Here is a 26,397-nt window from a genome sequence, read left to right on the forward strand (position 1 = left end):
GGCACCCCCCGGCGCAGATTGCGCGCAACCAAGACCATCGGAGCAGGCATGGCAGGCAAGACCCCCCCCTTCGCGGCGTTCGAATTCATGATCGCCTGGCGTTACCTGCGCGCGCGGCGCGCCGAGGGTGGTGTCAGCGTGATGACCTGGATCTCTCTGATCGGGATTACCCTGGCAGTAGCGGCATTGATCGCGACGCTTTCGGTCAGGGCCGGGTTTCGCGCTGAACTGGTTGATACGATCCTTGGCGCAAATGCGCATGTGACTCTCTATAACGCAGGAGAAGCTGACCCCGTGAGCGGGCGGATCGACCGCACGATTGCCGATTACGAAGGCATGGCCGAGCGGGTACGCGCCGTGCCGGGTGTGGTCCGGGCGGCCCCCCTTATCAAGGGCCAGGTGATGGCGAATGCTCAGGGGCGCAACGCCGGGATCGAGGTCTTTGGCATCGCTCTTGACGATCTCAGGACCATTCCGCGAGTCGCCGACCCCAAGGAGGCGCAGGGCGACATCGGGCGTTTTGACCAAGGGATTGCCATCGGCTCGGGCGTGGCGCGCGAGTTGGGCGTGGCGGTGGGCGACAGGGTCAAGATCATCAGCCCGAATGGCGTGAAGACCGCCTTTGGTACCTCGCCGCGGGTGAAGGCCTATGAGGTGGTCTATGTGTTCACTGCCGGGCGCTATGACATTGATCGCACACGGGTTTATATGCCGTTTGGCGAGGCGCAAATTTTCTTTAACCGTGAAGGCGTGGCCGACGAGTTGGAAGTGATGGTCGCGACGCCCGAAAATGTCGACGCGCTGTCGCTTGATATCCTGCGGGCGGGAGGAGAGCGTGCGCTCTTGTGGACCTGGCGCGACGCAAGTGGGTCGTTCCTGCGGGCGCTTGATATCGAGGATAACGTGATGTTCGTGATCCTCAGCGTACTTGTGTTGATCGCAACGATGAACATCGTGTCGGGCCTGATCATGCTGGTCAAGAACAAGGGGCGCGACATCGGGATTTTGCGCACTGTCGGGCTGACCGAAGGGTCGGTGCTGCGGGTGTTCTTCATCTGTGGTGCGTTTACCGGGATCATTGGTACGGCGCTGGGCGTGGGGTTGGGCTGTCTGTTTGCGATCTATATCGACCAGGTTTTCGGCTTCGTGAACTGGATGTCGGGTGGGCAGGCCTGGGATCCGTCGATCCGTGGGATCTATTATCTGCCCGCGAAATTACAGGTGAATGATGTGATGTCGGCTGTGGGGTTGAGCCTTGGGTTGTCGTTCATCGTGACGATTTTCCCGGCGCGCCGGGCGGCGCGGATGAACCCGGTGGAGGCGTTGCGCTATGAGTGATCCGGTGTTGGAGCTGAGCGGGGTCACCAAGACCTATAACCGGGGCAAGCCGACTGCTGTCGAAGTGTTGGCCGGGGTTGATCTGCGGGTGGCGGAAGGCGAGATCGTTGCGTTGGTGGCACCGTCGGGAACGGGCAAGTCGACGTTGTTGCACATCGCCGGGCTGCTCGATACCGCCGATGGTGGCGCGGTGCGCATCGGCGGGCAGGATATGGCAGGGCTCGGTGATCGACGGCGCACGGTAGTGCGGCGACAAGATGTGGGTTTCATCTATCAGTTCCACCATCTGCTGGCGGAGTTCACCGCGCTGGAAAACGTGGTGCTGCCGCAACTGGCCAATGGTGTCGGGCGGGCCGAGGCCGAGCGACATGCGCAGGACTTGCTGGCGCGTGTCGGTGTCAGCGAACGGGCAGGCCATCGCCCTGCCGCGATGTCGGGGGGCGAGCAGCAGAGGGTGGCGTTCTGTCGGGCGCTGGCCAACCAGCCGCGGCTCTTGTTGGCTGATGAGCCAACGGGGAATCTTGACCCGGCCACGTCGGACAGGGTGTTTGAAACCTTGATCGAACTGGCGCGAGACACCGGGCTTTCCGCTCTGATCGCCACACATAACATGGCGTTGGCGGATCGGATGGACCGGGGCTTGCGGATGGAAAATGGCAAGCTGGTGGCTGTGTAGACCGCCGCCCCGTTCGACGCGTTCCCACCCTTTCAACCGCTGCCGTGTAATGCAAGCGTCAGGCTGGCCCACCCCACGCGTCAAACGGGGCGGCGCGCGCGTTCTGAAATTGGGCGGTGAACTGAGGGTTTGGAGCTGCCGAGCGAAGCGAGGCCACGGGTGACGCGCTGCGCAACCTCTGTGTTGAAGACTTATCCGATCAGTGAAAAGTGGTATCTTTCGGTGGCGATTGCGCGGGATTTCAACTCTTTTTCAAACTGACGATGTGGCGGGGAGCAGGCATGGGGGAGGCGGATGTTGCGATGATCTGCAAGTTGCAGGGTGACGCGCACTGAGAGGTCGAGACGGGTATCAAAACGCACCTTTCGGATCATTGAAAGGGGGAGTTGATCGGCGCTGTGCGTGCTTTGCCAGGCAAGTTTGGAGTCATCGAGGGTCAACTGCGAGTGGGGGTCGGTGAGGAACTCCCATGCGGCAGGCAGGGTGAAGAGTGCAATTGGTGCGGCGATCCAGTGGGATAGGGCGATGAATTTGATCAGCACAAGAAGCAGCGCCCAGATCAGCAGGAGCGCAACACATGCGCGTCGTGAACGGCCGCGGTTTTCGAAGCGATAGGGGCTCATTTGAGACTCATGCCGGAGCTTTCATTGTGGATTGATTGGTCGCAGTGGACGGCATTAGACAAGTTCCCGGTGGGCGAGAGGCCGCGGGGGTGTGGCGCGCCGTTGGTTTTCAGCCCAGGATGCGCGTCAGCATTTCGGTCGTGTCGCGTGACAGCCCGTCGGTGGAGAGGATGCGTTTGAGCTGGGCTTTGATCTTGTCCTGGCGCGTGCTGTCGTAGCGTCGCCATGTCTCAAACGCCGTGCTCATCCGGGCGGTCGTTTGGGGGTTGAGCGGGTCGAGCCGGATCAGCCAATCGGCCAGCAGATCGTAGCCTGCGCCCGAGGCGTGATGAAAGCCTGCGGGGTTCATGGTCAACGCGCCTAGGCTAGCGCGGAACCTGTTGGGGTTTTTCATTGTGAAATCGGGGTGTTGCGTGAGTTCTTTGGCCTTGGTGGCGGTGTCCTCGGGGCGGGCATTGACGATCTGGACCGTGAACCATTTGTCGATCACCAGGCGGTCGTGCCGCCATTGCTCATAAAATACCTGTGTCGCAGCATCGCCTTTTCCCGCCGACAAGAGCGCGCTGAGCGCGGCAAGCTGCCCGGTCATGTTATCGGAGCTGTCATATTGGCGCTGGGCCAGCGCGCCGCCGTCGAGGCGGTTGATCAGGCCGAGGGCTGCGTTGGCGAGGCTGCGGGCGCCGGATTGTTCGGCGCTGGGTTGGTAGGGATCGCTCACCTGATACTGCGCGTAAAGCCGTGTCGCCGTGTCTTGATAGGCTTCGGCGCGGGTCTGTCTGAGGGTCTCCAATGCCTCCCAGATGGCTTGGGGATCGGGTGTTTCACCCGTATCAAACAGGGCCTGGGCCAGGTCGTCTTGCGAGGGCAGGCCGAGGGCGAGGGCGCGAAAGGCCGGGTCTTGGGCATCGTCGCGCAGCAGCGTGTGCAGCGCGTCGAGATAAGCGGTATCCGGGGCGGCACCGGTGCGGATCATGTCCAGCGCCGTGTCACGGGCCAGATCGCGCCCGGCCTGCCAACGATTGAACGGATCGGTGTCATGGGCCAGCAGGAAGGCACGAGTATCGGTGTCGATTTCATGTTCGAGGATCACCGGCGCGGAGAATTCGCGCAGGATTGAGGGGATTGGTTTTGTCGCGAGGTTCTCGAATTTGAAGCTCTGCTGCTTTTTCGTCATCTCGAGCGTGGTGGTTGGCAGGACTTCGTCACCATTGGGATTGAGCAGGCCGACTTTGATCGGGATGACGCGCGGTTTTTTTTGCGGCTGGCCGGGGGTGGGCGGCGTTTGTTGTTTGAAGGTGAGTTTGTAGGTGCCGTTGTTGAAGCTTTCCTTCACCTTGAGGCGCGGGGTTCCAGCCTCGGAATACCAGCGTTTGAAGCGTTTGAGATCACGCCCCGTGGTATCCTCGAAAACTTGCAGCCAGTCTTCGATGGTGGCGGCGTCGCCATCGTGGCGCACGAAATAACGATCAACCGCTTTGTAGTAATCTTCGTCGCCGACGAGGGATTTCAGCATGCCGATCACCTCGGCGCCTTTCTCGTAGACGGTGGCGGTGTAGAAATTGTTGATCTCGACAAAGTTCTCGGGGCGCACGGGGTGGGCCAATGGGCCGTTGTCTTCGCGGAACTGGCGCGCGCGCAGCGCAATCACGTCTTCAATACGTTTCACGGGGGCCGAGCGCATGTCGGAGGTGAACTGGCTGTCGCGGTAGACTGTCAGGCCTTCTTTCAAGCAAAGCTGGAACCAGTCGCGGCAGGTGATCCGGTTGCCGGTCCAGTTGTGAAAATATTCATGCGCGATGATTGCCTCAATGCGTTCGAAGTTCATATCGGTTGAGGTTTCGGGCGAGGCCAGAACGCAGGATGAGTTGAAGACGTTCAGCCCTTTGTTTTCCATTGCGCCCATGTTGAAATCATCGACCGCGACGATGTTGAAAATGTCGAGATCATATTCGCGCCCGTATACGTCTTCGTCCCATGTCATTGATTTTTTGAGCGCTTCCATACCGAAGGCGCATTTGTCTTCATCCCCGGGGCGCACCCAGATGTTGAGCGTGACGGCCTTGCCCGACATCGTAGTGAAGCTGTCGGGGTGGGCGATGAGATCGCCTGCGACGAGGGCAAAGAGATAGGCGGGTTTGGGCCATGGATCGGTCCATTCGGCAAAGCCTTCGCCCGCGCCAGTGGGATTGCCGTTGGAGAGCTTGACCGGTTCATCCCCCTCAACGCGCACGGTGAAGGGGGCCATGACATCAGGGCGGTCGGGGTAATAGGTTATCTTGCGGAAACCTTCGGCCTCGCATTGGGTGCAATACATGCCGTTCGACATATAGAGCCCTTCGAGGGCGGTATTGGTGGCGGGGCTGATTTCCACTTCGGCCTCGAAGGTGAAGGGGGCGTCGGGGGCTTCAATTTCGATGCCGCCGGGGACATCGCGGGGGGTGATGTCTTGGTCGTCGATCTTGGTGGAAATGCGTTTAAGGTCTTCGCCGTGCAGGAAAAAGCGGCGGTTGTCAGTGTCGGGGTTGGGCACAAAGCGGATGGTTGAGAGCACCCGCGTGGCGGTGGGGTTGAGCCGGAAGGTTAGCGAGACGCTTTCGACGGTGTAGCCGAAGGGTGTGTAGTCTTTGAGATAGATGGTTTGCGGCGCGGCGTCGGTCATTTTGGTGCCCCCAGATGTGTTGCACGGTTGGCGCGACATTAGGGAGGCATGCGGTCAGCCGCAATGGGGGCAAGCGGGCGGCGGCGGCATTCGGGCGCGCCGCCCGCTTTCTGATGGGTTTGTGCGCAGATTAGTTGGTGATGGCGGCCATGTTCTGGCGCGCGGTGACGATCTGATAGATCGCTGAAAGGCCGACAAGACCGTAAACGATGCGCGCGAGGGCTGAGCCATCGCCAAAGATTGCTGCGACGAGATCGAAGTTCATCGCGCCGAGGAGACCCCAGTTTAGGCCGCCGACGATGAGAAGAACGAGGGTGAGGATGTTGAGAGCTGGCATTGGAAGTCTCCGTTTGTTGAGTGGGGTTGGAAAATAGGGTGGCGCGGCGTGAGGGGAGCGACGCCGCGCCGGGCGTGATCAGCTTGCAGGTGGCAAGATGACCTTGTCGATCACATGGATCACGCCGTTAGAGGCAGCGATATCGGCCGTTGTTACTTTGGCATCATTGACCATCGCGCCATTGTCGAGGTCGATTGTGACCTCGCCGCCCTGAACGGTGGCGGCTTTCATGTCGTCAACCAGATCGGTGGCCATCACTTTGCCCGGCAACACGTGGTAGGTGAGCACGGCGACAAGTTGATCCTTGTTTTCGGGCTTTAGTAGGGTTTCAACCGTGCCTTCGGGCAATGCGGCAAAGGCGGCGTCGGTGGGCGCGAAAACGGTGAAGGGGCCTTCGCCTTTGAGCGTGTCGACCAGATCGGCTGCGGTTAGCGCTGCGGCGAGGGTGTTGAAATTGCCCGCGTTTACGGCGGTGTCGACGATATCGGCCCTGTCACCGGCCATTGCAGCAAATGGGGCAAGCGCGAGGCCTGCGATCAGGGCAATGCGTTTGAGGCTGTTTGAGGGGAAGGTCATGTGCAGTCTCCTTGGGTTATCTTCAGGTGTTACGGGGCTGTTTCTCAGTGCCCGTGATTTTAAATGTGGTGCAATATATTGTCATGCAATGCACATTTGCGTGATGTTACAGATAAGTTCTTGTCATGAAAAACTTGCTGTGAAATGTTTCCTCATATGCAAACGTTTTGGCGAAAGGACGCGGATCATGGTGTCGGACACATTGAGTGAAGGTCTGGAAAACTATCGCATCGGCCAGAAGATTCGCACGTTGCGCCGCGCCAAGGGGCTTGGGCTGGCGCAATTGAGCGAACACACCGGACTTTCAGCGGGGATGCTTTCCAAGCTTGAACGCGGGCAGGTGTTTCCGACGCTTCCGACGCTCTTGCGCATTGCACTGGTATTCGGGGTCGGGCTTGAGCATTTCTTTGCGGGAGGGGCGCAAAAGCCGATTTTGGAGGTGGTGCGGTCGCGCGACAGGCTACGCTTGCCCAACCCGCCAAAGGGCGACGCCGTATTCTTCTTCGAAAGCCTCGATTTCCCGGTGCCGGATCGCAAGCTTGAGTCGTATTTGGCCGAGTTTGCGGGCGATGCAGAGGCAAGCAAGCCGCATGCGCATCACGGCGTTGAATTGATCTATGTGATCTGTGGGGCGCTGGAACTGCATATTCATGGGCGAGAGGAGCGGTTGGAGACCGGAGATTCGATCTATTTTGAGGCCGGGTTCGAGCATAGTTATCGTGCTGCGGGGTCGGAAGGCGCACTTGTCATCGTGGTGGTGCGTGACGCAGAGGACGAATAGAAGCGGGCGTCTGCTTATGGTGCAGATTGTGGGATGTGTGCGCTGATGCAGGGGGTGCGCGCGTGCTTTGGTGTTTCCTTAAGGGCGGTGTCATACTATCAAAGGCGCATAATTTTCGCGCGTATGAGGTTCATATGACTCGCCCAGTTGTTGGCATTATCGGCAATCAGCACATGATTAACGACACCTATGAGGTGCATGCCGGTGGCGCGATGAATTCCGATGCGGTGGCGAATGTCTCTAATTGTCTGCCGCTGTTGATTCCGTCGGACCCGCGTCTTGTTGGGGTCGATGAGTTACTGGAGGTCTGCGACGGCTTCGTTTTGACCGGCGGACGCCCCAATGTGCACCCCGAGGAATATGGCGAGCACGCAACCCCTGCGCATGGCGATTTTGACCGCTGCCGCGATGCGATCACGCTGCCGCTGGTGCGGGCCTGCGTTGAGAGCGGACAGCCGTTCTTTGGCATTTGCCGCGGGTTTCAGGAGGTGGCGGTCGCGTTTGGCTCGACGCTGGACCCGGAAATTCGTGATCTGCCGGGGCGTGACAATCACCGGATGCCTCCTGATGGCACATTGGAGGAGAAATTCGCGTTGCGCCATACGGTGAAATTCTCGGAAAACGGCGTGTTCCATCGGCTGATGGGGGCGCAGGAGGTGATGACCAACACGCTGCATGGGCAGGGGATCCGACATGCGGGTGAGCGGATCGTGATTGACGGTTTTGCGCCCGATGGCACGCCCGAGGCGATCTTTATCAAGGATGCACCGGGCTTTACCCTGTCGGTGCAATGGCACCCGGAATGGAATGCCGCCAGTGACCCCGTTTCAAGGCCACTTTTTGAGGCGTTCGGCAGAGCGGTGCATGATTGGGCTGGGAAGCGGCGGGAGACACCGGTATTGCGCACGGCGTGACAATTGCCAGATGAGGGAAGAGGGGCTTGAAGCCCCACTTTATGCGGCGAGTTGCGTGTCGTGGCGGTAAGGGACGTGGAGCCGTGACAGCAGCGCTTGAGCTTCCCAGGTCTTGAGGCAGCGACGGGCGGTGGGGCCGTGCTCGCCGAGACCGGCGCGCAAACCGGGCATACAGATGAACAATTCGTCGCGAGCCTGAGGGCAGAGCGCCTTGAGGCTTTCCTCGGCGGCGTGCAGGCTTTCCGTGGCGGCGCCATTGGCGAAGATGATCTGGTGGCTGTCCAACATCAGATGGATATAGGTGACCGGGGCAGGCGGGCAGGTTGAAACACCGGGCAGGCCGAGCATTTGCTTGGCGGTGACGAAGACCTGAGGGTCGCCGAACAGCAACTCGGCGCGCCAGTCGTCTATCAGCAGACGGTGCTGGGGCGAAACGGTGAGTGCGCGCTCGGTGCCGTCAAGCAGTTCTGGTGCGATTCGGATCGGAGCATGATCACCGATACCCGGCACAGTGCTGTTGCCTATCCAGGCAAGCGGCTGGGGGCCATCATCAAGCGTGAGAACCAAATCGCCGGGGCGCAGGCTTTCGACCGTGCGCAGGCCCGAGGGCGTGGCAATCTGCGTGCCAGGGGTGAAACAGATGATGTTTTCGATGTTGGAGAATGTGACCACAGAACCATCGAGCAGCGTGACCGAGCCATCAAAGGCATCCGGGTCTCCGACAGAGGGTGCAAAGGTCAGGGTGGAGCGGTCAGCAAGGCCGTTGAGATCAAGTGTGTCACCGCCCGGCTCTCCGGTGGTGCCGCCGTCGATCGTGATGTTTGCGCTGCCTGCTTCTCCCAAGTCGTTGATGATGAACAGGTCTTCGCCTTCGCCGCCTTGTGCGATGTCGCCCTGTGCAAGGTAGAACGTGTCGTCGCCTTCGCCGCCAATCAGACTGTCATTGCCGAGCCCGCCGAGCAGCGTATCGTTGCCTGCTTCGCCATAAATGGTGTCATTGCCTTCGCCGCCATCAAGCGAATCGTCACCCGGTGCGGCGATTGTGGGGTTGAAATGCAGGTTGGAAACCCAAATCGCCTGGGTTCCGCCCAATCCGTTGGAATAGGAGATTTCGATTTCCGTAACGGGGCCAGCAATTTCGATCAGCGCAGAACCGCCCGCTGCATCCTGGTTTTCGCCGACATTGCCAGCGGTGATGGTATTGCCCGAGACAGAGTCGTTGGAGCCTGGTGTGATGTTGACGGTGACCGGGTTGCCATCGGAATCATAAGCGTTGATCGTCACGATATCGCGGTGATTGCCCGAGCCCCAGTCGATATCACTAATCCGAAACGAGACGTTTTCGGCCTCGCCGGTGCCGATGCTGCCGGAGGCTGAGTCAAAGGAGATCGAGGTGGTCGAGGTGGCACCATCGCCATTGCCATAAAGATAGGCCGAGGTGTTGGGGTCGAATGGCTCGCCCGTGGCGGTGTAGATCGCGTCGCTGGATTCGACGTTGAAGGTGGGGTTGTTGTTGCCATCGTTGCTGAAAGCTACGCTGACATCAAGTTCGCCCGTGGTCTGGGTGAAGCCAGAAGCGATATTGGCGCCGTCATTGCCTTGGAGGCTCCAATCGAGATGTTCTTCTGCCCCCGGTCCGCTGTCGGCGCCGCTGTAATCGCCATAAATCAGGTCATTGCCATTCTCACCCAGCACGGTGTCGTTGCCGGTGCCTGCGGTAATGGTATCGTTGCCGCCGCCGCCTTCGATGCTGTCGCCATAGCCATGCGTGCCGGTGCCGACGCCATCATCGACGGCGTCGCCATCGCCATCGCTATAGCCCGGGCCGATCGAGTCGGCGCTGCCGGTGCCGCTGACCGTATCGTCGCCATTGAACGGCGCGCCATCGCTGAAACCGATCGAGTAGGCGCCGTTGGGGTCGCCATTGTCGAAATCATTATTTTCGTAATTGGCCAGCGAGGTATTGTTGCCCGAACCCTCGAAGAAGGTGTCGTTGGCACCACCATCGGTAAAGCCGGTATTGGCCGCGCCACCGGTGCTTGAGGTCCATTGAATGTCTTCGTAGATGAATTCGGCCTCAAAACCGCCATCGCCCGTCGACGTGAGCACCAGTTGGAACGAGTTGGCGCCGGAGCTGCCATAGGGGGCGACGCCATCCCACGTGATGGTCACGGTGCCATTGGCAGGGTCAAGATCCCAGTAGATTTCGCCACCCGCGTTGATGTTCACATCGGCCCAGAAGGGCGCGATCACCGGTGTGGTTGTGCCGCCGAGGTTGGGAGACCAAGCGGTGTTGGAGGAGCCAAACGAGATGTTGCCGTTGGAGTTGACGTAGATTTCTGAGTAGGAATTGCCGTAAAATTCAATGCCGTCGCCGCCAAAGACAGAGGTGATATCGACAGCGATCGAGCCGTCATCATTGCTGCCTGCGTCCTTGGACGAAGTAGAGAAGACATTCTCGCCGTATCCCGCAGGTCCCCCCAGCCCGGTTACCATCGTTGCCATTGTGCTGCTCCGCATCCTTGAATTGGCTTGCCAGTCTTGCTGCCGGTCGGCCTGAGCCCCGGATTTGGGGCGGTTGTTTCGCAAATGGATACAAAGCCGATGCGGCAGTATTGAGGGGCGTTTTAGGTGAATTCGTGCCAGATTTTGTCCGAATTAGGTGCAAGTTAAACGGATGCCTTGATCTGGCCATGAATCGGGCCAGCGGCTGGGGCGGCAGGCTCGATCGTTTTTGTGCCGTGTTTTTGCCTCTGCCGTTCATGCCGGGGCAGAGCAAGACGGATTCACCGGATTTAAAACCTTCTGTGGTGTGTTGCGCGCACCCTTGTGGCGATGCGCCAGCCAAAGCGGAGGGGATGTTTATGGCCTACAACGTCAATTTCTCTGCGATCTATCTCGGCAAAATGGCCGATATGGACACCAATGAGAGCAACTACAGCGTTGAAAATGCAAGTAATTTACTGGGCGTGTACGGTTCGGCATCAAACCCGCTCTATAAGGATATTGTCACGCTTGATACGGATAGCGGCAGGAATGCGATGGATGTGGATCACTATTATGGCGGCCACGGCACGTTTACCTATGATGTCGGCGCAGGGTCGGTGACCAGCGGCTTTGATTGCATCGTGCTCTACAAAACCACGGTTAGTTTTGTGGATGGCACCACGACCACGCTGGAGCTTGATGTCATCCAGACCACGGATGGCGACGTGTTTGCGATTCCCTGGGACGGGTTCGCCATCCTTGGCACGCAAGGGATCGAGAGCCTGACGCTGCACAGTGTTTATGGCGATAACTATGCGGGCATCTACCAGACCGACTTTGACGCGGTGCAGTTTGTTTGCTTTGCGAACGGCACAAGGATCAGGGTGCCACAGGGCGAGACACGGGTGGAGGATCTGCAGGTTGGAGATCTGGTTGAGACGCTGGATCACGGGCCGCAGCCGTTGCGCTGGACCGGGGCGCGGCGATTGCGCTTTCCCGCTTCGCCCGAGACACAGAAGCCGGTGGAATTCAAACCCGGAACCTTGGCAGCGGGCGAGCCGCGGCGGCGGCTGGTGGTGTCGCCACAGCATCGCATCCTGATCAGCGGGGGGCAGAAACTGGCAGCGGCGCATTGTCTTGAGGGCCTGAAGGGAGCGCGCCGGATGTCCGGCAGGCGAGAGATCACTTACGTGACGTTGCTGTTTGAGCGGCACGAAATCATTTTTGCTGAGGGCGCAGCCGTTGAGAGTCTCTATCCGGGGCCGATGGCGTTGGCGGTGCTGAGCCCGTTTCAGCGGCTGGAAATCCTGACCTGCCTGCCCGGATTGATGCGCACGGGTGCCAAAGGATACGGGCCGTTTGCGCGTCCGGTGTTAATGCCGAAAGAGGCTCGTAGATGGGTCGCCAGACAAGCCGGAACGGAGCGCAATCAGGACGCCTTGGGCGGCGGCAAGCCCAGTTCGGCACGTTTCTTGCGCGGCAGGGCGGCGGCCATCATGTCATAGGACATTTTTATATGCGCCTTTAATTCGCTGTCAGACAGGCCGGGCGGTTTGTAATGTTGCAGCCATTTCATACCGCGCGAGGCCAGATAGGGCGCGGGGCGGATGCCGGGGGACTCTTGCAGCACCTCAAAAGCGATCTCGGAGCATTTGAAGGTGAAGGCGGGGGCCTCCTCCTCCCAGCCGCCGATGGCAAAAACCTTACCGCCGACTTTCCAGACATCCGCATTGCCCCATTGCACCACGTGGGTAGTGACGGGCAGCGATGCGCAATAGATGTTGAATTCATCGCGAGTCATGAGCCACCTCTGTCGGGTTGGGACATCCTACACCTGACCGCCAGCGATGCGCACTTCTGTGCCATTGGTGCTTTCCGACAGAGGGTTGCACAGCCAGAGCGCGGCGGCGGCAACCTCTTTCGGGGTGATCAGCTTTTTGTGGCGGTTTTGCTGAACCATGATGTCGCGTGCCTCGTCGGCTGACGCGCCGGTGCGCGCGGCGATAGCATCGGTGTTGCGGGTCACGATCGGGGTGTCGACATAGCCGGGGCAGATCGAATTAAAGGTATAGGGCTCGCCCATGAAATCTTCGGAAAAGCTTCGGATCATGCCGATTACGCCATGTTTGGAGGCGGCGTAGGCGCCCGCGCCGGGCGCGCCGCGCAGACCGGCGATCGAGGACACAGCGATCACCCGCCCCCAATCGGTTGTCAGCATTGAACGCAGGGATTCGCGGATTGTGAAGAAACAGCCGTCGAGATTGATCGCCATGATCCGGCGCCACATTTCCGTGTCGGTCTTGTGCAGTTTGCGCCCTTCGGCGATGCCGGCATTGGCGACGCAGATCTGGATCGGGCCACGCTCGGCGACGGCCTTGTCGATCACAGCGGCGGTCAGGTCTTCGTTGGCCACGTTCATTGCAGCGGGGAACATGCCCGCCTCCGCCACGTCTTCGAGCACATCAAGGCGCCGCCCGGTAATGGTAACCTGTGCGCCCTCGGAGGCCAGCGCGCGCGCGATGGCGAGGCCGATCCCGGTGCCGCCGCCTGTGACTAGCGCGTGTTTTCCTGAAAGCATCATTGGTGGTTCCTCCCTAAAGCGTTTCTACTTAAACCTGACACAGGGTTAGGTGGAAACGCTGCGCAATTATTCAATGTCGTGATCGTTTCGAGAAAAACTCGCAACTCAAGTTTTTCTCGAAACACTTTGGATTGCAGGCAGATTAGCCCAAGTGACGTGACGCGCAAGCTATGCCGTTCCGTCAGATCGACATTTGCCTTGTGACGTGCCATAGCGACGCGCGTGCTGATGCACGCCGCAGCGACCCTGTTTGTGATGGACTGGAAAGGCCGAGCAAGATGTTGAAATGGATAGATATACCACCCGTCTGGCTGGTGCTTTTCCTTGCGATTGCCTGGGTGCAATCGTCGTTGTTTACCTTTGGCCTGAGCTTTGGGGTATGGCCGGTGGCGGATTTGCTGGGCGGTTTGCTGGTTGGCGCCGGGCTGGTTCTGATGGCGCTGGCGGTTTATGAGATGAGGCGTCATCACACAACGATCGTTCCGCACCGCGACGCCGACCGGATGGTGCAGAGCGGTATTTTTTCGCGCACGCGCAACCCGATCTACCTAGGCGATGTCCTGATTCTGGCCGGGTTGATCCTGAAATGGGATGCTGTCTTGGCCCTGCCTCTGGTGCCGATTTTCCTGTGGTGGATCGAGCGGCATTTTATCATTGCCGAAGAGGACCGGCTGCGCCGCAAGTTCCGGGCCGATTTCGCCCGCTATTGTGAAAAGACACGGCGTTGGGTTTGATTTCTGGCGCGCCATGCCTGCGCTGATGTCTCGGGTATGATTTCCGTTGCGTGTAAATTGGTGAATTGCAACATTCTGGGAATAGAAGATGGGGCCGGGATGTGGCATAGAGACGGCCAACAATGCGGATCGCGATCTGTCCGGGCCTTTTCACAGGCGCGGGGAAACTATGTTGAAAGGGATGTGACAAAGTGAAAATCGGAACGCCAAAGGAAATCTTCGAGGGGGAAGCGCGGGTTGCGATGACTCCGGACTCGGCGCTGCAATTGCAGAAGCTGGGCTATGAATGTCTGATTGAGTCAGGTGCCGGCGCTTTGGCCGGGTTTGAGGATGCGGCCTATAAGGACGCCGGGGTCAAGGTGATCAAGAGCGCGGCGAGCCTTTGGAAAGAGGCCGATATCATCGCCAAGGTGCGCCAGCCCAACGCCACCGAGTTAAAACGGCTTGCCAAGGGCAAGACGTTGATTTCCTTCTTCAATCCCGGCGGGAATGAAGAAGGCATGGCGGCTGCCAAGGCCAAGGGCGCAAATGTGATCGCTATGGAAATGGTGCCACGCATCAGCCGCGCGCAGAAGATGGACGCGCTTTCCTCGATGGCCAATATCGCGGGCTATCGCGCGGTGATCGAGGCGGGCAACAATTATGGCCGATTCTTTACCGGACAGATCACGGCGGCGGGCAAGGTGCCCCCGGCGAAGGTTCTGGTGGTCGGCGCCGGTGTTGCGGGCCTTGCTGCGGTTGGCGCGGCAGTGTCATTGGGCGCGATTGTCTATGCGTTCGATGTGCGCCCGGAAGTGGCCGAACAGGTGGAATCGATGGGCGCTGAGTTCGTCTATCTTGATTTCAAGGAAGAACAGCAAGACGGGGCAGCCACGGGTGGCTATGCTTCAGTCTCTTCACCGGAATTCCGCGAAGCACAGCTTGCCAAGTTCCGCGAATTGGCGCCGGAGATGGATATTGTCATCACCACCGCGCTGATTCCGAACCGCGAGGCGCCCAAGCTTTGGCTTGAGGACATGATCAAGTCGATGAAACGCGGTTCGGTAATCGTGGACCTTGCGGCGGAGAAGGGCGGCAACGCCGAAGGCACCGTGCCGGACGAAAAGATCGTGACCGACAATGGCGTGACCATCATCGGTTATACCGATTTCCCCAGCCGGATGGCGAGCCAGGCCTCGACGCTCTATGCGACCAACATCCGCCACATGCTGACGGACCTGACGCCCGAGAAGGACGGCAAGGTCAATCACAACATGGAAGACGATGTGATCCGGGGCGCGACGGTGACCTTTGATGGCGAAATCACCTTCCCGCCACCACCGCCGAAAATTCAGGCGATTGCGGCGAAGCCCAAGACGGAAGTCAAAGTGCCGACGCGCGAAGAAAAGCTTGCGGCGGAAGCGGCAGCATTCAAGGTGCAGACCAAACAGCAAGTCACCATGCTGGGCATTGGTGCGGCGTTGATCCTGCTGGTCGGGCTTTATGCACCGGCGAGCTTCATGCAGCACTTTATCGTCTTTGTGCTGTCAGTGTTTGTTGGCTTCCAGGTGATATGGAACGTCAGCCACAGCCTGCACACACCTTTGATGGCGGTGACGAACGCAATTTCGTCGATCATCATTCTGGGCGCGTTGATGCAGATCGGATCGGGCAGCTGGCTGGTGGTTCTGCTGGCGGCGCTCTCGATCTTCATGGCCGGAATCAACATTTTCGGCGGTTTCCTCGTCACACGGCGCATGCTTGCCATGTTCCAGAAATCTTAAGGGGGCCGCGATAATGGAATTCGGTTTCACAACTGCGGCCTATGTGGTTGCCGCTGTTCTTTTCATCCTTTCGCTTGGTGGCCTGAGCGGCCAGGAAAGCGCAAAACGCGCTGTATGGTATGGCATTGTCGGCATGGCCTTGGCCGTGGTGGCGACGTTGATTGGGCCCGGCTCGGGGCTGTGGCTTTTGTCGCTCTTGTTGATTGCGGGTGGCGGTATCATTGGCACCTACGTGGCGCAGAAGGTCCAGATGACCGAGATGCCGCAGCTTGTCGCCGCGATGCATTCGCTGGTTGGTCTGGCAGCGGTCTTTGTCGGCTATAACGCGCATATCGCGTTGGGCAATGTTCTGGCCATGGGACCGGAACAACGCGAGACGCTGGAAGGTTTCCGAGCGCTGCTGGCTCATAAAACCGGGGTCGAGCAGAATATCCTGAGGGTTGAGCTGTTCCTTGGCGTGTTTATCGGGGCGGTGACGTTTACCGGCTCAATCGTGGCTTATGGCAAGCTGGCGGGCAAGATGAACACGGCGGCGATCAAGCTGCCGGGTGGTCATATGCTGAATGCGGGTGCGGCGGCTTTGTCTGCGATCTGCCTGATCTGGTATTTCAACACCGGTGGGTTCTTCCCGCTGTTCGTGATGACGCTGGCGGCATTGTTTATTGGCTATCATCTGATCATGGGGATCGGCGGGGCCGACATGCCAGTGGTTGTGTCGATGCTGAACTCCTATTCGGGTTGGGCTGCGGCGGCGATTGGTTTCAGCCTCGGCAATGATCTGTTGATCGTTGTTGGCGCGCTGGTCGGCTCGAGCGGTGCAATCCTGTCTTACATCATGTGCAAAGCGATGAATCGGTCGTTCATCAGCGTGATCCTTGGCGGCTTTGGCGGCACGTCCGGCCCGGCGATGGAGGTCGAAGGCGAGCAGATCGCGATTGAAGCGGATGGTGTTGCGGCGGCCTTGGAAGAGGCCGACAGCGTCATCATCATTCCGGGCTATGGCATGGCCGTGGCGCAGGCACAGCAAAACGTTGCCGAGTTGACCCGGCGGTTACGCGCCAAGGGCAAGAACGTGCGGTTTGCCATTCACCCGGTCGCGGGGCGTTTGCCGGGGCATATGAACGTGCTTTTGGCCGAGGCCAAGGTGCCATATGATATCGTTATGGAAATGGACGAGATCAACGATGATTTCCCCAACACCGATGTGGCCATCGTAATCGGCTCCAACGACATCGTGAATCCGGCAGCGCAGGAAGACCCCAACAGCCCGATTGCCGGGATGCCAGTTCTGGAATGCTGGAAGGCCAAGCAGGTGTTTGTTTCAAAACGCGGGCAAGGCACAGGGTATTCCGGGATCGAGAATCCGCTGTTTTACAAGGAGAATACACGGATGTTCTATGGCGATGCGAAGGCCAGCCTTGATACCCTGCTGACCATGATCGACTAATACCTGTGTATCGTGTGAGGATTGGAAAAGGCGCCTTTCGGGGCGCCTTTTCTTTTAGTGGGGTGGTGCGGGGGCAATGTGGGAGCCTCCGGCGGGGAGTGAACAGGCTTCCTGGAAACGGGCGGAGACCTTGGTCAGAGGAAGCCGGGGCGCCGGTGGATTTCCGTGACGTTGTCTTTGACTTGGAGCGGCCTATGGGTAGGACTGACGCGAACCGACAGGAAGGACCGCGACATGAGTGAGCATATCAAGATTTCCCGGGAAGAGCGGGTTGTGACCCTGACCATTGATCGGCAGGACAAGAAGAACGCGCTGACGCAGGAGATGTATGGCGCGATGGCTGATGCGCTGGAGGCCTACGGTGCCAGTGACGAGGATCGTGCGCTGGTGATCACCGGGGCGGGCGAGATGTTTACAGCGGGCAATGACCTCGGCGATTTTGCCAAGGGTGATCGCGAGGAAAAGGTGCCGCCGGTGTGGCGTTTTCTGGGGGCGCTTTCCAGCTGTCCCAAACCTGTGATCGCTGCGGTGAACGGGCCGGGGATCGGAATCGGGCTGACGCTGTTGTTGCATTGCGACCTGGTCTATGCCGGGGAAAGCGCGTCGCTTGGGGCGCCGTTTGTGAAGCTGGGGCTGGTGCCGGAGGCCGCATCGTCGATGCTGCTGCCAGCCAGTGTGGGAATGGCCGTGGCCAATGATATATTGCTCGCCGGGCGGATTTTGAGCGCGGCGGAAGCAGAGCGGTTTGGCCTTGTGGCGCGGGTTTTCCCGGATGCGGATTTGCAGGGCGAAGTGCGCAAGATTGCCATTGGTGTGGCCCGTTCGGCGCCGCAATCGTTGCAGCTTTCCAAGGGGTTGATACGCCATCAGCGCGAGGCGGTTGCGGCGCATATGGCGGCCGAAGGCAAGCTGTTTGCCGCCCAGCTTCAGGCTCCGGAGTTTGCCGAGAGCGTGGCAGCGATGGCGCAAAAGCGGCTGCCTGATTACGGCTGAAAGCGGCTCTGTCTGGTGTTGGAGAGGCGTCCTTTGAGGCGCCTTTTCTATTGCTTGCGCGAATTTGGCAATTGCGGGACGCTCTGTGGGGGATATCGTGGATCAGAGCAAGCAGGGGTAGCGCGTCATGGATGACCATCCGCTGAGGTATGAGTTGGCAGGGGAGATGCACGCGCGTCCTTTCATGGCGCTGGAGGTGCCGAGCAGGGCCGTGTTTCTGGCGATCAAGGCGGGCGAGGATTCGGCGCGACGAGATCGTGCGGCGGATTGGGCGCAACTTGTTGATCTGCTGGACCGGCACGGGGCGCCACACCCGGCGCCGGATGCGACGCATTATTTCGGGCGCATCGGTGAACATCTGTTGAAATGGGAAAGCCACACCGAGGTCGTGACCTATACCGTTTTTCTTGAGGGGCGGGGGCAGCAGGCCTTTGATGCGGTGGATTACGAGGTATTCCCCGAAGAATGGCTGGCCGCGCTGCCAGGACAGCGGCTGACGTCGGCGTTATTGAGAATAGAGCGGATGGGTAGCAACAGCGAGATGGCGCGCGATATTGCCGACTGGTTCGTGCCAGAGAGCGTGGCGGCGAGCCAGGTGCTGGATGATGCGGCGATAATTGCCGGGGATTTCAGGATTGATCCGGCGGGACATCTGCGCTTTGCGATCTTCGTGCGCGAGGGGGTGGGGCCGCGCCGGGTGGGGCGGATTGCCCAACGGCTCTGTGAGATCGAGATTTACAAGGCGCTGTCTCTGCTCGGGTTCGTGCGGGCAAGGGCGCTGTCGCCTGAGTTGTCGGCGCTGGATGGCCGTCTGAGCCGGTTGGTCGAGGAGATGGGCGGGGGCGCGCGCCCGGCTGCAGAAACGCTGGATCAGTTGTTGCGCAGTTCCGGTGAGTTGGAACATCTCGCGGCGCAGACTTCGTTTCGGTTCAGCGCTACGGCAGCCTATGAGACGCTGGTGCATGAGCGGGTCAGGGTGTTGCGCGAGACGAGATTTGAAGGGCGCCAGACCTTTGCCGAATTCATGACGCGTCGCTTTGATCCGGCGGTGCGCACGGTGCGCGCCACCGAGGCGCGGTTGAAGGAAATGGGAAAGCGCGCCGTGCGGGCGGGTGACTTGTTGCGTACGCGGGTGGATGTGGAGCGTAGCGCGCAGAATCAGGCGCTGTTGGAAAGCATGGACCGGCGGGCCGATTTGCAACTCAGGTTGCAACGCACGGTCGAGGGGTTGTCGGTGGTGGCGATCTCATACTACGCGATCAATCTTGTGAGCTATGGGTTTTATCCGTTGGCCAAGGCCGCCGGGATCGACAAGACCATGCTGACGGCAGCGGCGACACCCGTGGTGCTGTTGATCGTGTGGTGGGTGGTGCGCAGCATTCGCAAGAAGCATTGAAGGTGTAAAGAAAGAAGGTGGGCAGATTGCCCACCCCATATCAGCGCCCCCGGATGCGAGGATCGAGTGCGTCGCGCAGGCCGTCACCGAGATAATTCACCGACAGCACCGTCAAGGAGATCGCGATGCCGGGCAGCATCACGCGTTCGGGGAATTCCTGCATCCTCGGCACGGCATCGGCCAGCATCTTGCCCCAAGTGGGGAAGTCGGACGGGAAACCGACGCCGAGGAAGGACAGAGCGCTTTCGGTGATGATGGCGGTGGCAAGACCAAGCGTGGCAGAAACCATGATCGGTGAGAGCACGTTGGGCAGAAGGTGGCGCAGGATGATGCCGCGCGAGGTGGTGCCGGCGGCGCGGGCAGCGAGAACGAATTCGCGTTCCTTGAGGGCCAGGATTTCGCCGCGCACGATGCGGGCGGTCTGCATCCAGGAAGTGACGCCGATGACCCCGACGATGAGGATGAACATGCCGGTTTCAGGGCCGAAATTGGCGCGCAGTGGTTGGCGGAACAGCGTCACGGCGACCAGCAATAGTGGCAGGATCGGAAGGGAAAGCACCAAGTCGGTGAAGCGCATGAGGATGCCGTCGAGGCGTTTGAAATAGCCCGACAGCACCCCGATCGAGGTGCCGATGAGCATTGTCAGGATCATTGCGGCCCAGCCCACTGCCATCGAAGTGCGTCCGCCCGCGATGATCTGGGCCAGATGATCACGCCCGAGGTTGTCTGATCCGAGGGGGTGCGCCCAGCTGACCTTGGCCGAGGAGTCCCAAATCGCGGTGACGATCGGGCGGATATCCTTGTTGCGGATGTCGAGCTTTTTCGGGTCGAGCTGCCAGATCAGATCACCAAAGAGCACGCCGAGGGTGATGAAGATCAGAAAGCCTCCGCCCATCAAAGCGCCCTTGTGATGGCTGAACTGATCCCAGACATCGCGCCAGCGCGAGCGCGGCGGGCGGGTGATTTCTGGCTCTTGCAGCGCGTTCAAGGGAGCGTTTGACGGATTAGTCATAGCGGATCCTCGGGTCGAGCACACCGTAGAGAACATCGGCGATCAGGTTGAACAGCACGATCAGGATGGCGAAGATGAACGAGATCGTCAGTACGGTGGGCAGATCGTTGGCAAAGAGCGCGTCAATGAGATAAGCGCCGATGCCGTTCACCTTGAACACCACCTCGGTGATGATGGCGCCGCCGAAGATGCCGGGCACGCCGAGCGCAATGACGGTGACCACCGGGATCATCGAATTGCGCAGGACGTGGACCATGACCACGACCGCCTCGGAAAGCCCTTTGGCCCGCGCGGTGCGCACGTAATCCTGATTGAGGTTGTCGAGCATCGCGGCGCGCATGAAGCGCGAAATCTGCGCCGTCGTCTGTAGTGCCAGCACCATCACCGGCATGATCATCTGGCGCACCTGGTAAAGGAAGCTGTCCCAATCTGTCACCCGGTGGGTGGTGTCATAAATCGAGGGAAACCAGCCGAGGCCGACGGAAAACACCACGATCAGGAGGGGACCGGTGAAGAACGGCGGGATGGAGAAGCCGACCATAGTGATGAACGTGCCCATCTGGTCGAACACGGAATATTGGCGATAGGCGGAATAAATGCCGATCGGAATGGCGATCAGGATGCCGACGATATAGGAGAGGCCGACCACGGTGAGGGTCTGGGGCAGGCGCTGAACCACGATGTCCATCACCGGCGAACGGGTTTGCCAGGAAATCGCGCGCAGTTTGCCTTCAGAGAAATCAGTGCCGAACAGGTAGTCGACGAAGACCTGTGGCTCGACCCAGAAGAATTGTTGCAGCCATTTGAGGTATTGGATGTGGATCGGTTGCCCGAGGCCAAGCGCTTCGCGCATTTTCTGCTTCACTTCCGGCGGCACGGTGAGCGGCACCTGAGCCATCGGATCGCCGGGGGCGAGCTGCAGCAGAAGGAATATGACCAGAGAGATAAATAGAAGCGTCGGCACGGCAAGAACCAGCCGGCGGATCGTGAAGGTCAGCATATGGCGGCGCCTTTGATTAAGGTTCTTGGGCGTTTATGGCCGAAAGCGGCGCAGCCCCGGAAGCTGTCCGGGGCTGCGCCGTAGTGGCTTACTTGACACGATACCAATCGGCAACGTTCCACAATTCGCTGTCCCATGTGTTGAGAACAACACCACCCAGCGAGTTGGAATGGGCCGATACACGGCCACGATCAACCAGCGGCACAACGACGTAGCTGTCTTTGGTCAGCATCTCGTTGAGTTTACGCGCGATTCTGCCACGCTCTTCCAGCGAGCCGGTGCGGCCGAGTTCGGCGACCATTTCATCATAGGCCGGATCGCAGAAACGGTTGATGTTCTCGCCCTGCCATTGCGCTTCTGGCTTGGGGGCTTTGTCGCAGGTATGCTGAGACAGATAGCTTTCCGGGTCTGTGCCATCGAAGTTATTGGCATACATTTCGACGTCGGCATAGAACTTCTGGAAGGTGTCGGGCGAGCCCGGGTCACCACCGAAGAACACTGAAGCGTTGATATTACGCAGTTCGGTTTCGACACCGATTTCTTGCCACCACTGCTTGATCAGGGCCTGAAAATCCTGACGCACGGCGTTGGTCGAGGTTTGATAGAGCAGGGCGAGCTTTTTGCCGTCCTTGTCGCGGACACCATCGCCATCGCTGTCGGTCCAACCCGCTTCTTCGAGAAGCGCCTTTGCGCCTTCGATGTCCTGGGTCAAGCAGTCGGTGTTGTCGGAGGCATAGATTGCCGGTGCGGGCACCAGATTACAGGTTGCGCGTCCCGCCTGACCATAGCCCACTTCGACCAGAAGATCACGGTCGATCGCCATTGACAGCGCCTTGCGCACACGAATGTCGCTGAGGATCGGGTGGGGGTGTTTGGCAGTCGCACGCTCACCTTCGGGAAGGTCGGGCGACGGATCGGTCATGTTCATTTCGATCCGCTCGACCAGCGAACCAAAGGCCGCCACGGTCTTGCCCTTGCCGCCTTCGGCCATCTTGGCGATAACATCGGGTGCGAGTTGCAAGTTCCACGCATAGTCGAATTCACCGGTTTCCAGAACGGCACGACCCGCCGCCGTGGCATCGCCGCCGCCTTTCAGGGTCAGTGTGGCAAAGGCTGGTTTGGCCGGATCGCGATAGTTCGGGTTAGCCGACATGGTAATCACGTCATTTGGCTTGAACTCGTCCACGACAAACGGGCCGGTGCCGATGGGGCTAAAGTTGGCCGAGGTGCATTCCGGGGCTTTGGAGCCGAGGCAATCGGCGAATTGTGCTGCCTGAATAATAGGCGATTGCGCGCCCATGAATGGCCCATAGGGGTTGGGCTTGGGTTCGGCGAAAGTCACTTTGACGGTCAAATCATCGATCGCCTCGATGTTGGTGACACCTTCGAATTTCGCCAGTTGGGCACAGCCACCTTCGGGGTGCATGCAGTAATCGCCGGTGAATTTCACGTCTGCCGATGTGACGGGCGAACCGTCGGACCACTTGAGGCCGGGCTTCAGTTTCCACGTGATCATCGTCAGGTCTTCGCTGACACCGCCGTTTTCAACGGTCGGGATTTCCTCGGCCAGATAGGGAACAAGTGCGCCGTCTTGATCATAGCGACCGAGGGGTTCAATTGTCAGGCTTGCGGCTTCTATGTCCTTGGTTCCGCTGGAAAGATATGGGTTCATGATCGATGGGGCTTGCCAGTAGATGACATTGACTTGTCCGTCTGAGCCACGCTCGGCCATGGCCGCCGGGGCCATAACGAACGAGGCGGCAGCGCCGAGTAGCAGGGTTTTCGTCTTCATTTTTCGCTCCTTGTTGGACAGGGCTTTGTGCCCTGCATTATTGCCATGCCAAACGGCATGGGAGGGGCCTGCAATATTCGGAAAACGCATGCGCCCGAGTTGTCGAACGCGAAACCGGCCACTGTGACCCCCCAGTGATTGCGTAACATCACAGTCCGAGTGGAAAAAAAATGCAAGCTTTGCCTTCGAGGAATGTGGAATTTTTACACCTCGACCATTCAATTGACAGTTCCGGGCCGCTGTCGTTAGCGTCTGACCTTACCTACTGTTGTTCCGGGGGAAAGCATGCTCGACCAGCCAATTGCGAGAATCGAAAACCTGCGTGTCGAGTTTCAGACCAAAGATGGCCCGGTCGTCGGGGTCGAGGATGTGTCGTTTACGATCAACCCCGGTGAAACCGTTTGTGTCGTGGGCGAGTCGGGTTCTGGCAAGTCGGTTTCGTCGTTGTCTCTGATGCGACTAGTGGAATATGGCGGCGGCGAAGTTACGGGTGGGAAGCTGTTGTTTGATCGCGGCGGGGGCGATGAGATCGACTTGGCCAAGACCGAGCAGGGCCTGATGCGCACGATTCGCGGCAACGAAATCGGGATGATCTTTCAGGAGCCGATGACGGCTTTGAACCCGGTCTTTACTGTCGGTCGCCAATTGACCGAGGGGCTGCGGCTACATTTGGGCATGACGAAAAAGCAGGCGGAGGCGCGCGCGCTGGAACTGCTCAGGCAGGTGCGCATTCCCGAGGCAGAGCGGCGGCTGAACCAATATCCCCACGAACTTTCCGGCGGTATGCGTCAGCGGGTGGTGATCGCCATGGCGTTGGCCTGTGAGCCGCGTCTGCTGATCGCGGATGAACCGACAACCGCTCTGGATGTGACGATTCAGGCCGAGATTTTGGCGCTGATCGACCGGCTGAAACGCGAGACCGGCACGGCGGTGATGTTCATCACGCATGACATGGCGGTGGTGGCGCAGATGGCCGACCGCGTGGTGGTGATGTTTCGCGGCAGGAAAGTCGAAGAAGGGACGGTGCAGGAGATCTTCGCCAACCCGCAGCATGAGTATACCAAGGCGCTTCTTTCGGCGGTGCCGCGGCTGGGCGAGATGGCGGGAACCGATCTGCCTGCGCCGATGAAGCTCTTGGGGGTGGAAGGACATCTGAGTGAGCCGATTCCCGGCAGCGAAGAGACCCTTCTGGAGGTCAGGAACCTGGTCACGCGCTTTCCGGTGCAGGGCGGATTTCTCCGCCGCACGGTGGCGAATGTGCATGCCGTCGAGGATATTTCCTTCACGCTCAAGAAGGGCAGGACGCTGGGTCTTGTCGGGGAATCGGGCTGTGGAAAATCTACGGTTGGCCGTTCGCTGATGCGGCTGGTCGAGCCGGTGTCAGGGCATGTGACCCTGGATGGTGTGGATATCATGTCGTTGGACCACCAGGAATTGCGGCGCGCGCGGGCCGATATGCAGATGGTGTTTCAAGACCCGTTTGCCAGCCTTAACCCGCAGATGCAGTTGATGGATCAGGTGGCCGAGCCATTGCGCAATTTCGGTATCACTTCGTCAAAGGAATTGTCGGAACGGGTCACCAAATTGTTTGATCGGGTGGAATTGCCGCGCTCATTCCTGCGGCGCTTTCCACATGAGCTTTCGGGGGGGCAGCGTCAAAGGGTGGCGATTGCGCGGGCGCTGGCATTGAACCCCAAGCTGATCGTGGCGGATGAGGCGGTTTCGGCGCTGGATGTGAGTGTGCAGGCGCAGGTCCTGAACCTGATGATGGAATTGCAGGCAGAGTTGGGGCTGAGCTATCTTTTTATCAGCCATGACATGGCCGTTGTAGAGCGGGTGTCTCATGACGTGGGGGTGATGTATCTCGGGCGGATTGTGGAAATTGGGCCGCGACGCGCGGTTTTCGAAGATCCGCAGCACCCTTATACGCAGGCACTTATGAAGGCTGTTCCGATTGCGGATCCGAACAAGAGAAAGTCGGAAAAAGACTTGAATTTCAAACCGATACCGTCTCCAATTCATTCGGCGGATTATGTTCCAGAGGCGTCGGCTTACCGAGAGGTCACACCGGGCCATTTCATTTTAACAACTGATAGCGGGTATTGAGTGTGACCAAACGATTGTCTCCATTGGAGTTGATGACGAAGCTGGTGTCTTTCCCGACTGTCTCGCGCGACAGCAATTTGCCGCTGGTGGATTGGGTGGAGGATTATCTGAGCAGCCACGGCATTAAATGCCACAGACATTACCGGGAAGATAACCAGCAGGCCGCGCTTTTCGCCCATGTCGGACCAGAGGTGGATGGCGGGGTGATTCTCTCGGGGCATACCGATGTTGTGCCGGTGGATGGTCAACCCTGGGCCGATGACCCCTTTAAGGTGGTCGAGCGGGATGGCAAATATTTCGGGCGCGGCACCTGTGACATGAAGGGGTTCGATGCGCTGGCGCTGTGGACGCTTGTTGAGGCGCAGCATGGGGACATCAAGCGCCCGCTTCAAATCGCGCTGAGTTATGATGAAGAGGTTGGCTGTACCGGTGCGCCGCCGATGATTGAAGCCATGCAAGGCCGCGTGCCGCGCGCCAGTGCCGTGATCGTGGGGGAACCGTCGACGATGCAGGCGGTGACCGGCCACAAGGGCGGAATCGGGCTGACCACACGTGTGTTCGGGTTCGAGGTTCATTCGAGCCTTGCCCATACCGGGGTGAGCGCCGTGATGGAGGCCGCGCGTCTGATTGACTGGGGCAACCGAGTGAACGCGGAGAACCGTGCGGCCAAGCCTGATGCGATGGCGGCAATGTTCGAGCCACCCTGGACGAATGCCCATGTCGGCACAGTGCATGGTGGAACGGCCAACAACATCACCGCCAAGATGTGCGAATTTGTCATGGGATTCCGAATGGTTCCGAGCGAAAGCGCCGAGATGTGGCGCGCGCGTTATTTGACTGAGGTGCGCCGGATCGAAGCCGAGATGCAGGCGGTGCATCCGCAAGCAAAAATCGAGGTAGAAGACCTGTTCAGTGTTCCGGGGCTGAAACCCGAGGAAAACGGCGAGGCCGAGGCCTTGGTGCGCGCGATTACCGGCGACAACGCCAGCCACGTCGTCAGCTATGGCACCGAGGCCGGGCAGTTTCAGGAGGCGGGCTATTCCGCTGTGATCTGTGGGCCGGGCAATATTGAGCAGGCGCATCAGCCCGACGAATTCATCAGCATCGCGCAATTCGACGCCGGGCATCGCTTTATGCAGCGCTTGCTGGAGCGGCTTAGAGAAGGTTAGGCGAATAATTGGG

At 59.4% G+C, this 26,397-nt stretch carries 22 protein-coding genes and 2 pseudogenes; 12 read left to right on the top strand and 12 right to left on the bottom strand.

Translation table 11 applies throughout. The annotated features are described in order from the left end of the window. The first annotated feature begins 48 nt into the window (after positions 1-48). Together LZG00_18535 and LZG00_18540 are read left to right on the top strand one after the other, a co-directional pair. Positions 49-1,338 (top strand): lipoprotein-releasing ABC transporter permease subunit, encoded by a 1,290-nt coding sequence (locus LZG00_18535; protein ID MCF3595984.1) that lies wholly within the window; start codon positions 49-51, stop codon positions 1,336-1,338. Then, entirely contained in the window at positions 1,331-2,014 is a 684-nt protein-coding gene (locus LZG00_18540; GenBank protein ID MCF3595985.1) for an ABC transporter ATP-binding protein, read from the top strand. The genes LZG00_18535 and LZG00_18540 overlap by 8 nt, the downstream gene beginning before the upstream one ends. 191 nt (positions 2,015-2,205) lie before the next feature. Here the strand turns inward: LZG00_18540 and LZG00_18545 are convergent, their stop codons facing one another. The 4 genes from LZG00_18545 to LZG00_18560 all read right to left on the bottom strand — a co-directional run bounded on the left by LZG00_18545 (position 2,206) and on the right by LZG00_18560 (position 6,137). Further along, positions 2,206-2,637: a hypothetical protein gene (locus tag LZG00_18545; protein ID MCF3595986.1), complete on the bottom strand. Its 432-nt coding sequence runs from the start codon at positions 2,635-2,637 to the stop codon at positions 2,206-2,208. A gap of 109 nt (positions 2,638-2,746) precedes the next feature. Beyond that, entirely contained in the window at positions 2,747-5,296 is a 2,550-nt protein-coding gene (pepN, locus tag LZG00_18550; protein ID MCF3595987.1) for an aminopeptidase N, read from the bottom strand. Between the two features lie 130 nt (positions 5,297-5,426). Further along, the gene (locus LZG00_18555) at positions 5,427-5,633 is read right to left on the bottom strand and encodes a DUF378 domain-containing protein (protein MCF3595988.1); all 207 of its coding nucleotides are present in this window, start codon (positions 5,631-5,633) and stop codon (positions 5,427-5,429) included. Between the two features lie 78 nt (positions 5,634-5,711). Next, a complete protein-coding gene (locus LZG00_18560) occupies positions 5,712-6,137 on the bottom strand; it encodes a fasciclin domain-containing protein (GenBank protein MCF3595989.1) in 426 nt (141 codons plus the stop codon). Between the two features lie 259 nt (positions 6,138-6,396). Here LZG00_18560 and LZG00_18565 point away from each other — a divergent pair, with 259 nt between their 5' ends. Both LZG00_18565 and LZG00_18570 read left to right on the top strand, forming a co-directional pair. Continuing rightward, complete coding sequence (locus LZG00_18565) at positions 6,397-6,990, top strand: XRE family transcriptional regulator (GenBank protein ID MCF3595990.1); 594 nt, start codon at positions 6,397-6,399, stop codon at positions 6,988-6,990. Between the two features lie 134 nt (positions 6,991-7,124). Next, positions 7,125-7,904: a gamma-glutamyl-gamma-aminobutyrate hydrolase family protein gene (locus tag LZG00_18570; GenBank protein MCF3595991.1), complete on the top strand. Its 780-nt coding sequence runs from the start codon at positions 7,125-7,127 to the stop codon at positions 7,902-7,904. 39 nt (positions 7,905-7,943) lie between these two features. Here LZG00_18570 and LZG00_18575 read toward each other — a convergent pair whose 3' ends face one another. The 3 genes and pseudogenes from LZG00_18575 to LZG00_18585 form a co-directional block, all read right to left on the bottom strand. Next, complete coding sequence (locus tag LZG00_18575) at positions 7,944-8,576, bottom strand: Hint domain-containing protein (protein ID MCF3595992.1); 633 nt, start codon at positions 8,574-8,576, stop codon at positions 7,944-7,946. Between the two features lie 240 nt (positions 8,577-8,816). Further along, positions 8,817-8,933, bottom strand: a pseudogene (locus LZG00_18580) (calcium-binding protein). Positions 8,934-9,611: 678 nt separating this feature from the next. Beyond that, positions 9,612-10,400: pseudogene (locus LZG00_18585) on the bottom strand (calcium-binding protein). A gap of 368 nt (positions 10,401-10,768) precedes the next feature. On the opposite strand from LZG00_18585, the gene LZG00_18590 reads away from it, so the two are divergent. Beyond that, complete coding sequence (locus LZG00_18590; protein ID MCF3595993.1) at positions 10,769-11,896, top strand: Hint domain-containing protein; 1,128 nt, start codon at positions 10,769-10,771, stop codon at positions 11,894-11,896. Here LZG00_18590 and LZG00_18595 read toward each other — a convergent pair. Together LZG00_18595 and LZG00_18600 are read right to left on the bottom strand one after the other, a co-directional pair. Continuing rightward, positions 11,821-12,192, bottom strand: a complete 372-nt coding sequence (locus LZG00_18595; GenBank protein MCF3595994.1) for an MmcQ/YjbR family DNA-binding protein — start codon at positions 12,190-12,192, stop codon at positions 11,821-11,823. The two genes, LZG00_18590 and LZG00_18595, sit on opposite strands and share 76 nt — an antisense overlap. Positions 12,193-12,219: 27 nt before the next feature. Further along, positions 12,220-12,972 (bottom strand): SDR family NAD(P)-dependent oxidoreductase, encoded by a 753-nt coding sequence (locus LZG00_18600; protein ID MCF3595995.1) that lies wholly within the window; start codon positions 12,970-12,972, stop codon positions 12,220-12,222. 281 nt (positions 12,973-13,253) lie between these two features. Here LZG00_18600 and LZG00_18605 point away from each other — a divergent pair, with 281 nt between their 5' ends. From LZG00_18605 to LZG00_18625, 5 genes are all read left to right on the top strand, one after another. Further along, positions 13,254-13,706, top strand: a complete 453-nt coding sequence (locus tag LZG00_18605; protein MCF3595996.1) for an isoprenylcysteine carboxylmethyltransferase family protein — start codon at positions 13,254-13,256, stop codon at positions 13,704-13,706. A gap of 191 nt (positions 13,707-13,897) precedes the next feature. Beyond that, positions 13,898-15,469: a Re/Si-specific NAD(P)(+) transhydrogenase subunit alpha gene (locus LZG00_18610; protein ID MCF3595997.1), complete on the top strand. Its 1,572-nt coding sequence runs from the start codon at positions 13,898-13,900 to the stop codon at positions 15,467-15,469. Positions 15,470-15,482: 13 nt separating this feature from the next. Then, positions 15,483-16,916 (top strand): NAD(P)(+) transhydrogenase (Re/Si-specific) subunit beta, encoded by a 1,434-nt coding sequence (locus tag LZG00_18615; GenBank protein ID MCF3595998.1) that lies wholly within the window; start codon positions 15,483-15,485, stop codon positions 16,914-16,916. A 234-nt stretch (positions 16,917-17,150) separates the two neighbouring features. After that, positions 17,151-17,909: an enoyl-CoA hydratase gene (locus LZG00_18620; protein ID MCF3595999.1), complete on the top strand. Its 759-nt coding sequence runs from the start codon at positions 17,151-17,153 to the stop codon at positions 17,907-17,909. Positions 17,910-18,036: 127 nt separating this feature from the next. Further along, positions 18,037-19,305 carry a DUF3422 domain-containing protein gene (locus LZG00_18625; GenBank protein ID MCF3596000.1) on the top strand — a complete coding sequence of 423 codons (1,269 nt, stop codon included), beginning with the start codon at positions 18,037-18,039 and terminating at the stop codon, positions 19,303-19,305. 40 nt (positions 19,306-19,345) lie between these two features. On the opposite strand, the gene LZG00_18630 is transcribed toward LZG00_18625, so the two are convergent. From LZG00_18630 to LZG00_18640, 3 genes are all read right to left on the bottom strand, one after another. Next, complete coding sequence (locus LZG00_18630; protein MCF3596001.1) at positions 19,346-20,317, bottom strand: ABC transporter permease; 972 nt, start codon at positions 20,315-20,317, stop codon at positions 19,346-19,348. After that, entirely contained in the window at positions 20,310-21,317 is a 1,008-nt protein-coding gene (locus LZG00_18635; GenBank protein MCF3596002.1) for an ABC transporter permease, read from the bottom strand. Before LZG00_18635 ends, LZG00_18630 begins: the two co-directional genes overlap by 8 nt. An 88-nt stretch (positions 21,318-21,405) precedes the next feature. Further along, positions 21,406-23,109, bottom strand: coding sequence for a peptide ABC transporter substrate-binding protein (locus LZG00_18640; GenBank protein MCF3596003.1), 1,704 nt, complete (start codon positions 23,107-23,109; stop codon positions 21,406-21,408). A 285-nt stretch (positions 23,110-23,394) separates the two neighbouring features. On the opposite strand from LZG00_18640, the gene LZG00_18645 reads away from it, so the two are divergent. Together LZG00_18645 and argE are read left to right on the top strand one after the other, a co-directional pair. Beyond that, positions 23,395-25,215 carry an ABC transporter ATP-binding protein gene (locus LZG00_18645; protein ID MCF3596004.1) on the top strand — a complete coding sequence of 607 codons (1,821 nt, stop codon included), beginning with the start codon at positions 23,395-23,397 and terminating at the stop codon, positions 25,213-25,215. A gap of 2 nt (positions 25,216-25,217) precedes the next feature. Next, the gene (gene argE, locus LZG00_18650) at positions 25,218-26,384 is read left to right on the top strand and encodes an acetylornithine deacetylase (GenBank protein ID MCF3596005.1); all 1,167 of its coding nucleotides are present in this window, start codon (positions 25,218-25,220) and stop codon (positions 26,382-26,384) included. The last annotated feature ends 13 nt before the right edge of the window (positions 26,385-26,397 follow it).

The sequence above is a fragment of the Rhodobacteraceae bacterium LMO-JJ12 genome (assembly GCA_021555075.1).
Classification (GTDB): Bacteria; Pseudomonadota; Alphaproteobacteria; order Rhodobacterales; family Rhodobacteraceae; genus JAKGBX01.

Bases quoted from the DNA above. Each gene is read 5' to 3' on its own strand.
- LZG00_18535 (MCF3595984.1), top strand. From the start codon at position 49: ATGGCAGGCAAGACCCCCCCCTTCGCGGCGTTCGAATTCATGATCGCC.
- LZG00_18540 (MCF3595985.1), top strand. From the start codon at position 1,331: ATGAGTGATCCGGTGTTGGAGCTGAGCGGGGTCACCAAGACCTATAAC.
- LZG00_18545 (MCF3595986.1), bottom strand. From the start codon at position 2,637: ATGAGCCCCTATCGCTTCGAAAACCGCGGCCGTTCACGACGCGCATGT.
- pepN (MCF3595987.1), bottom strand. From the start codon at position 5,296: ATGACCGACGCCGCGCCGCAAACCATCTATCTCAAAGACTACACACCC.
- LZG00_18555 (MCF3595988.1), bottom strand. From the start codon at position 5,633: ATGCCAGCTCTCAACATCCTCACCCTCGTTCTTCTCATCGTCGGCGGC.
- LZG00_18560 (MCF3595989.1), bottom strand. From the start codon at position 6,137: ATGGCCGGTGACAGGGCCGATATCGTCGACACCGCCGTAAACGCGGGC.
- LZG00_18565 (MCF3595990.1), top strand. From the start codon at position 6,397: ATGGTGTCGGACACATTGAGTGAAGGTCTGGAAAACTATCGCATCGGC.
- LZG00_18570 (MCF3595991.1), top strand. From the start codon at position 7,125: ATGACTCGCCCAGTTGTTGGCATTATCGGCAATCAGCACATGATTAAC.
- LZG00_18590 (MCF3595993.1), top strand. From the start codon at position 10,769: ATGGCCTACAACGTCAATTTCTCTGCGATCTATCTCGGCAAAATGGCC.
- LZG00_18595 (MCF3595994.1), bottom strand. From the start codon at position 12,192: ATGACTCGCGATGAATTCAACATCTATTGCGCATCGCTGCCCGTCACT.
- LZG00_18600 (MCF3595995.1), bottom strand. From the start codon at position 12,972: ATGATGCTTTCAGGAAAACACGCGCTAGTCACAGGCGGCGGCACCGGG.
- LZG00_18615 (MCF3595998.1), top strand. From the start codon at position 15,483: ATGGAATTCGGTTTCACAACTGCGGCCTATGTGGTTGCCGCTGTTCTT.
- LZG00_18620 (MCF3595999.1), top strand. From the start codon at position 17,151: ATGAGTGAGCATATCAAGATTTCCCGGGAAGAGCGGGTTGTGACCCTG.
- LZG00_18625 (MCF3596000.1), top strand. From the start codon at position 18,037: ATGGATGACCATCCGCTGAGGTATGAGTTGGCAGGGGAGATGCACGCG.
- LZG00_18630 (MCF3596001.1), bottom strand. From the start codon at position 20,317: ATGACTAATCCGTCAAACGCTCCCTTGAACGCGCTGCAAGAGCCAGAA.
- LZG00_18635 (MCF3596002.1), bottom strand. From the start codon at position 21,317: ATGCTGACCTTCACGATCCGCCGGCTGGTTCTTGCCGTGCCGACGCTT.
- LZG00_18640 (MCF3596003.1), bottom strand. From the start codon at position 23,109: ATGAAGACGAAAACCCTGCTACTCGGCGCTGCCGCCTCGTTCGTTATG.
- LZG00_18645 (MCF3596004.1), top strand. From the start codon at position 23,395: ATGCTCGACCAGCCAATTGCGAGAATCGAAAACCTGCGTGTCGAGTTT.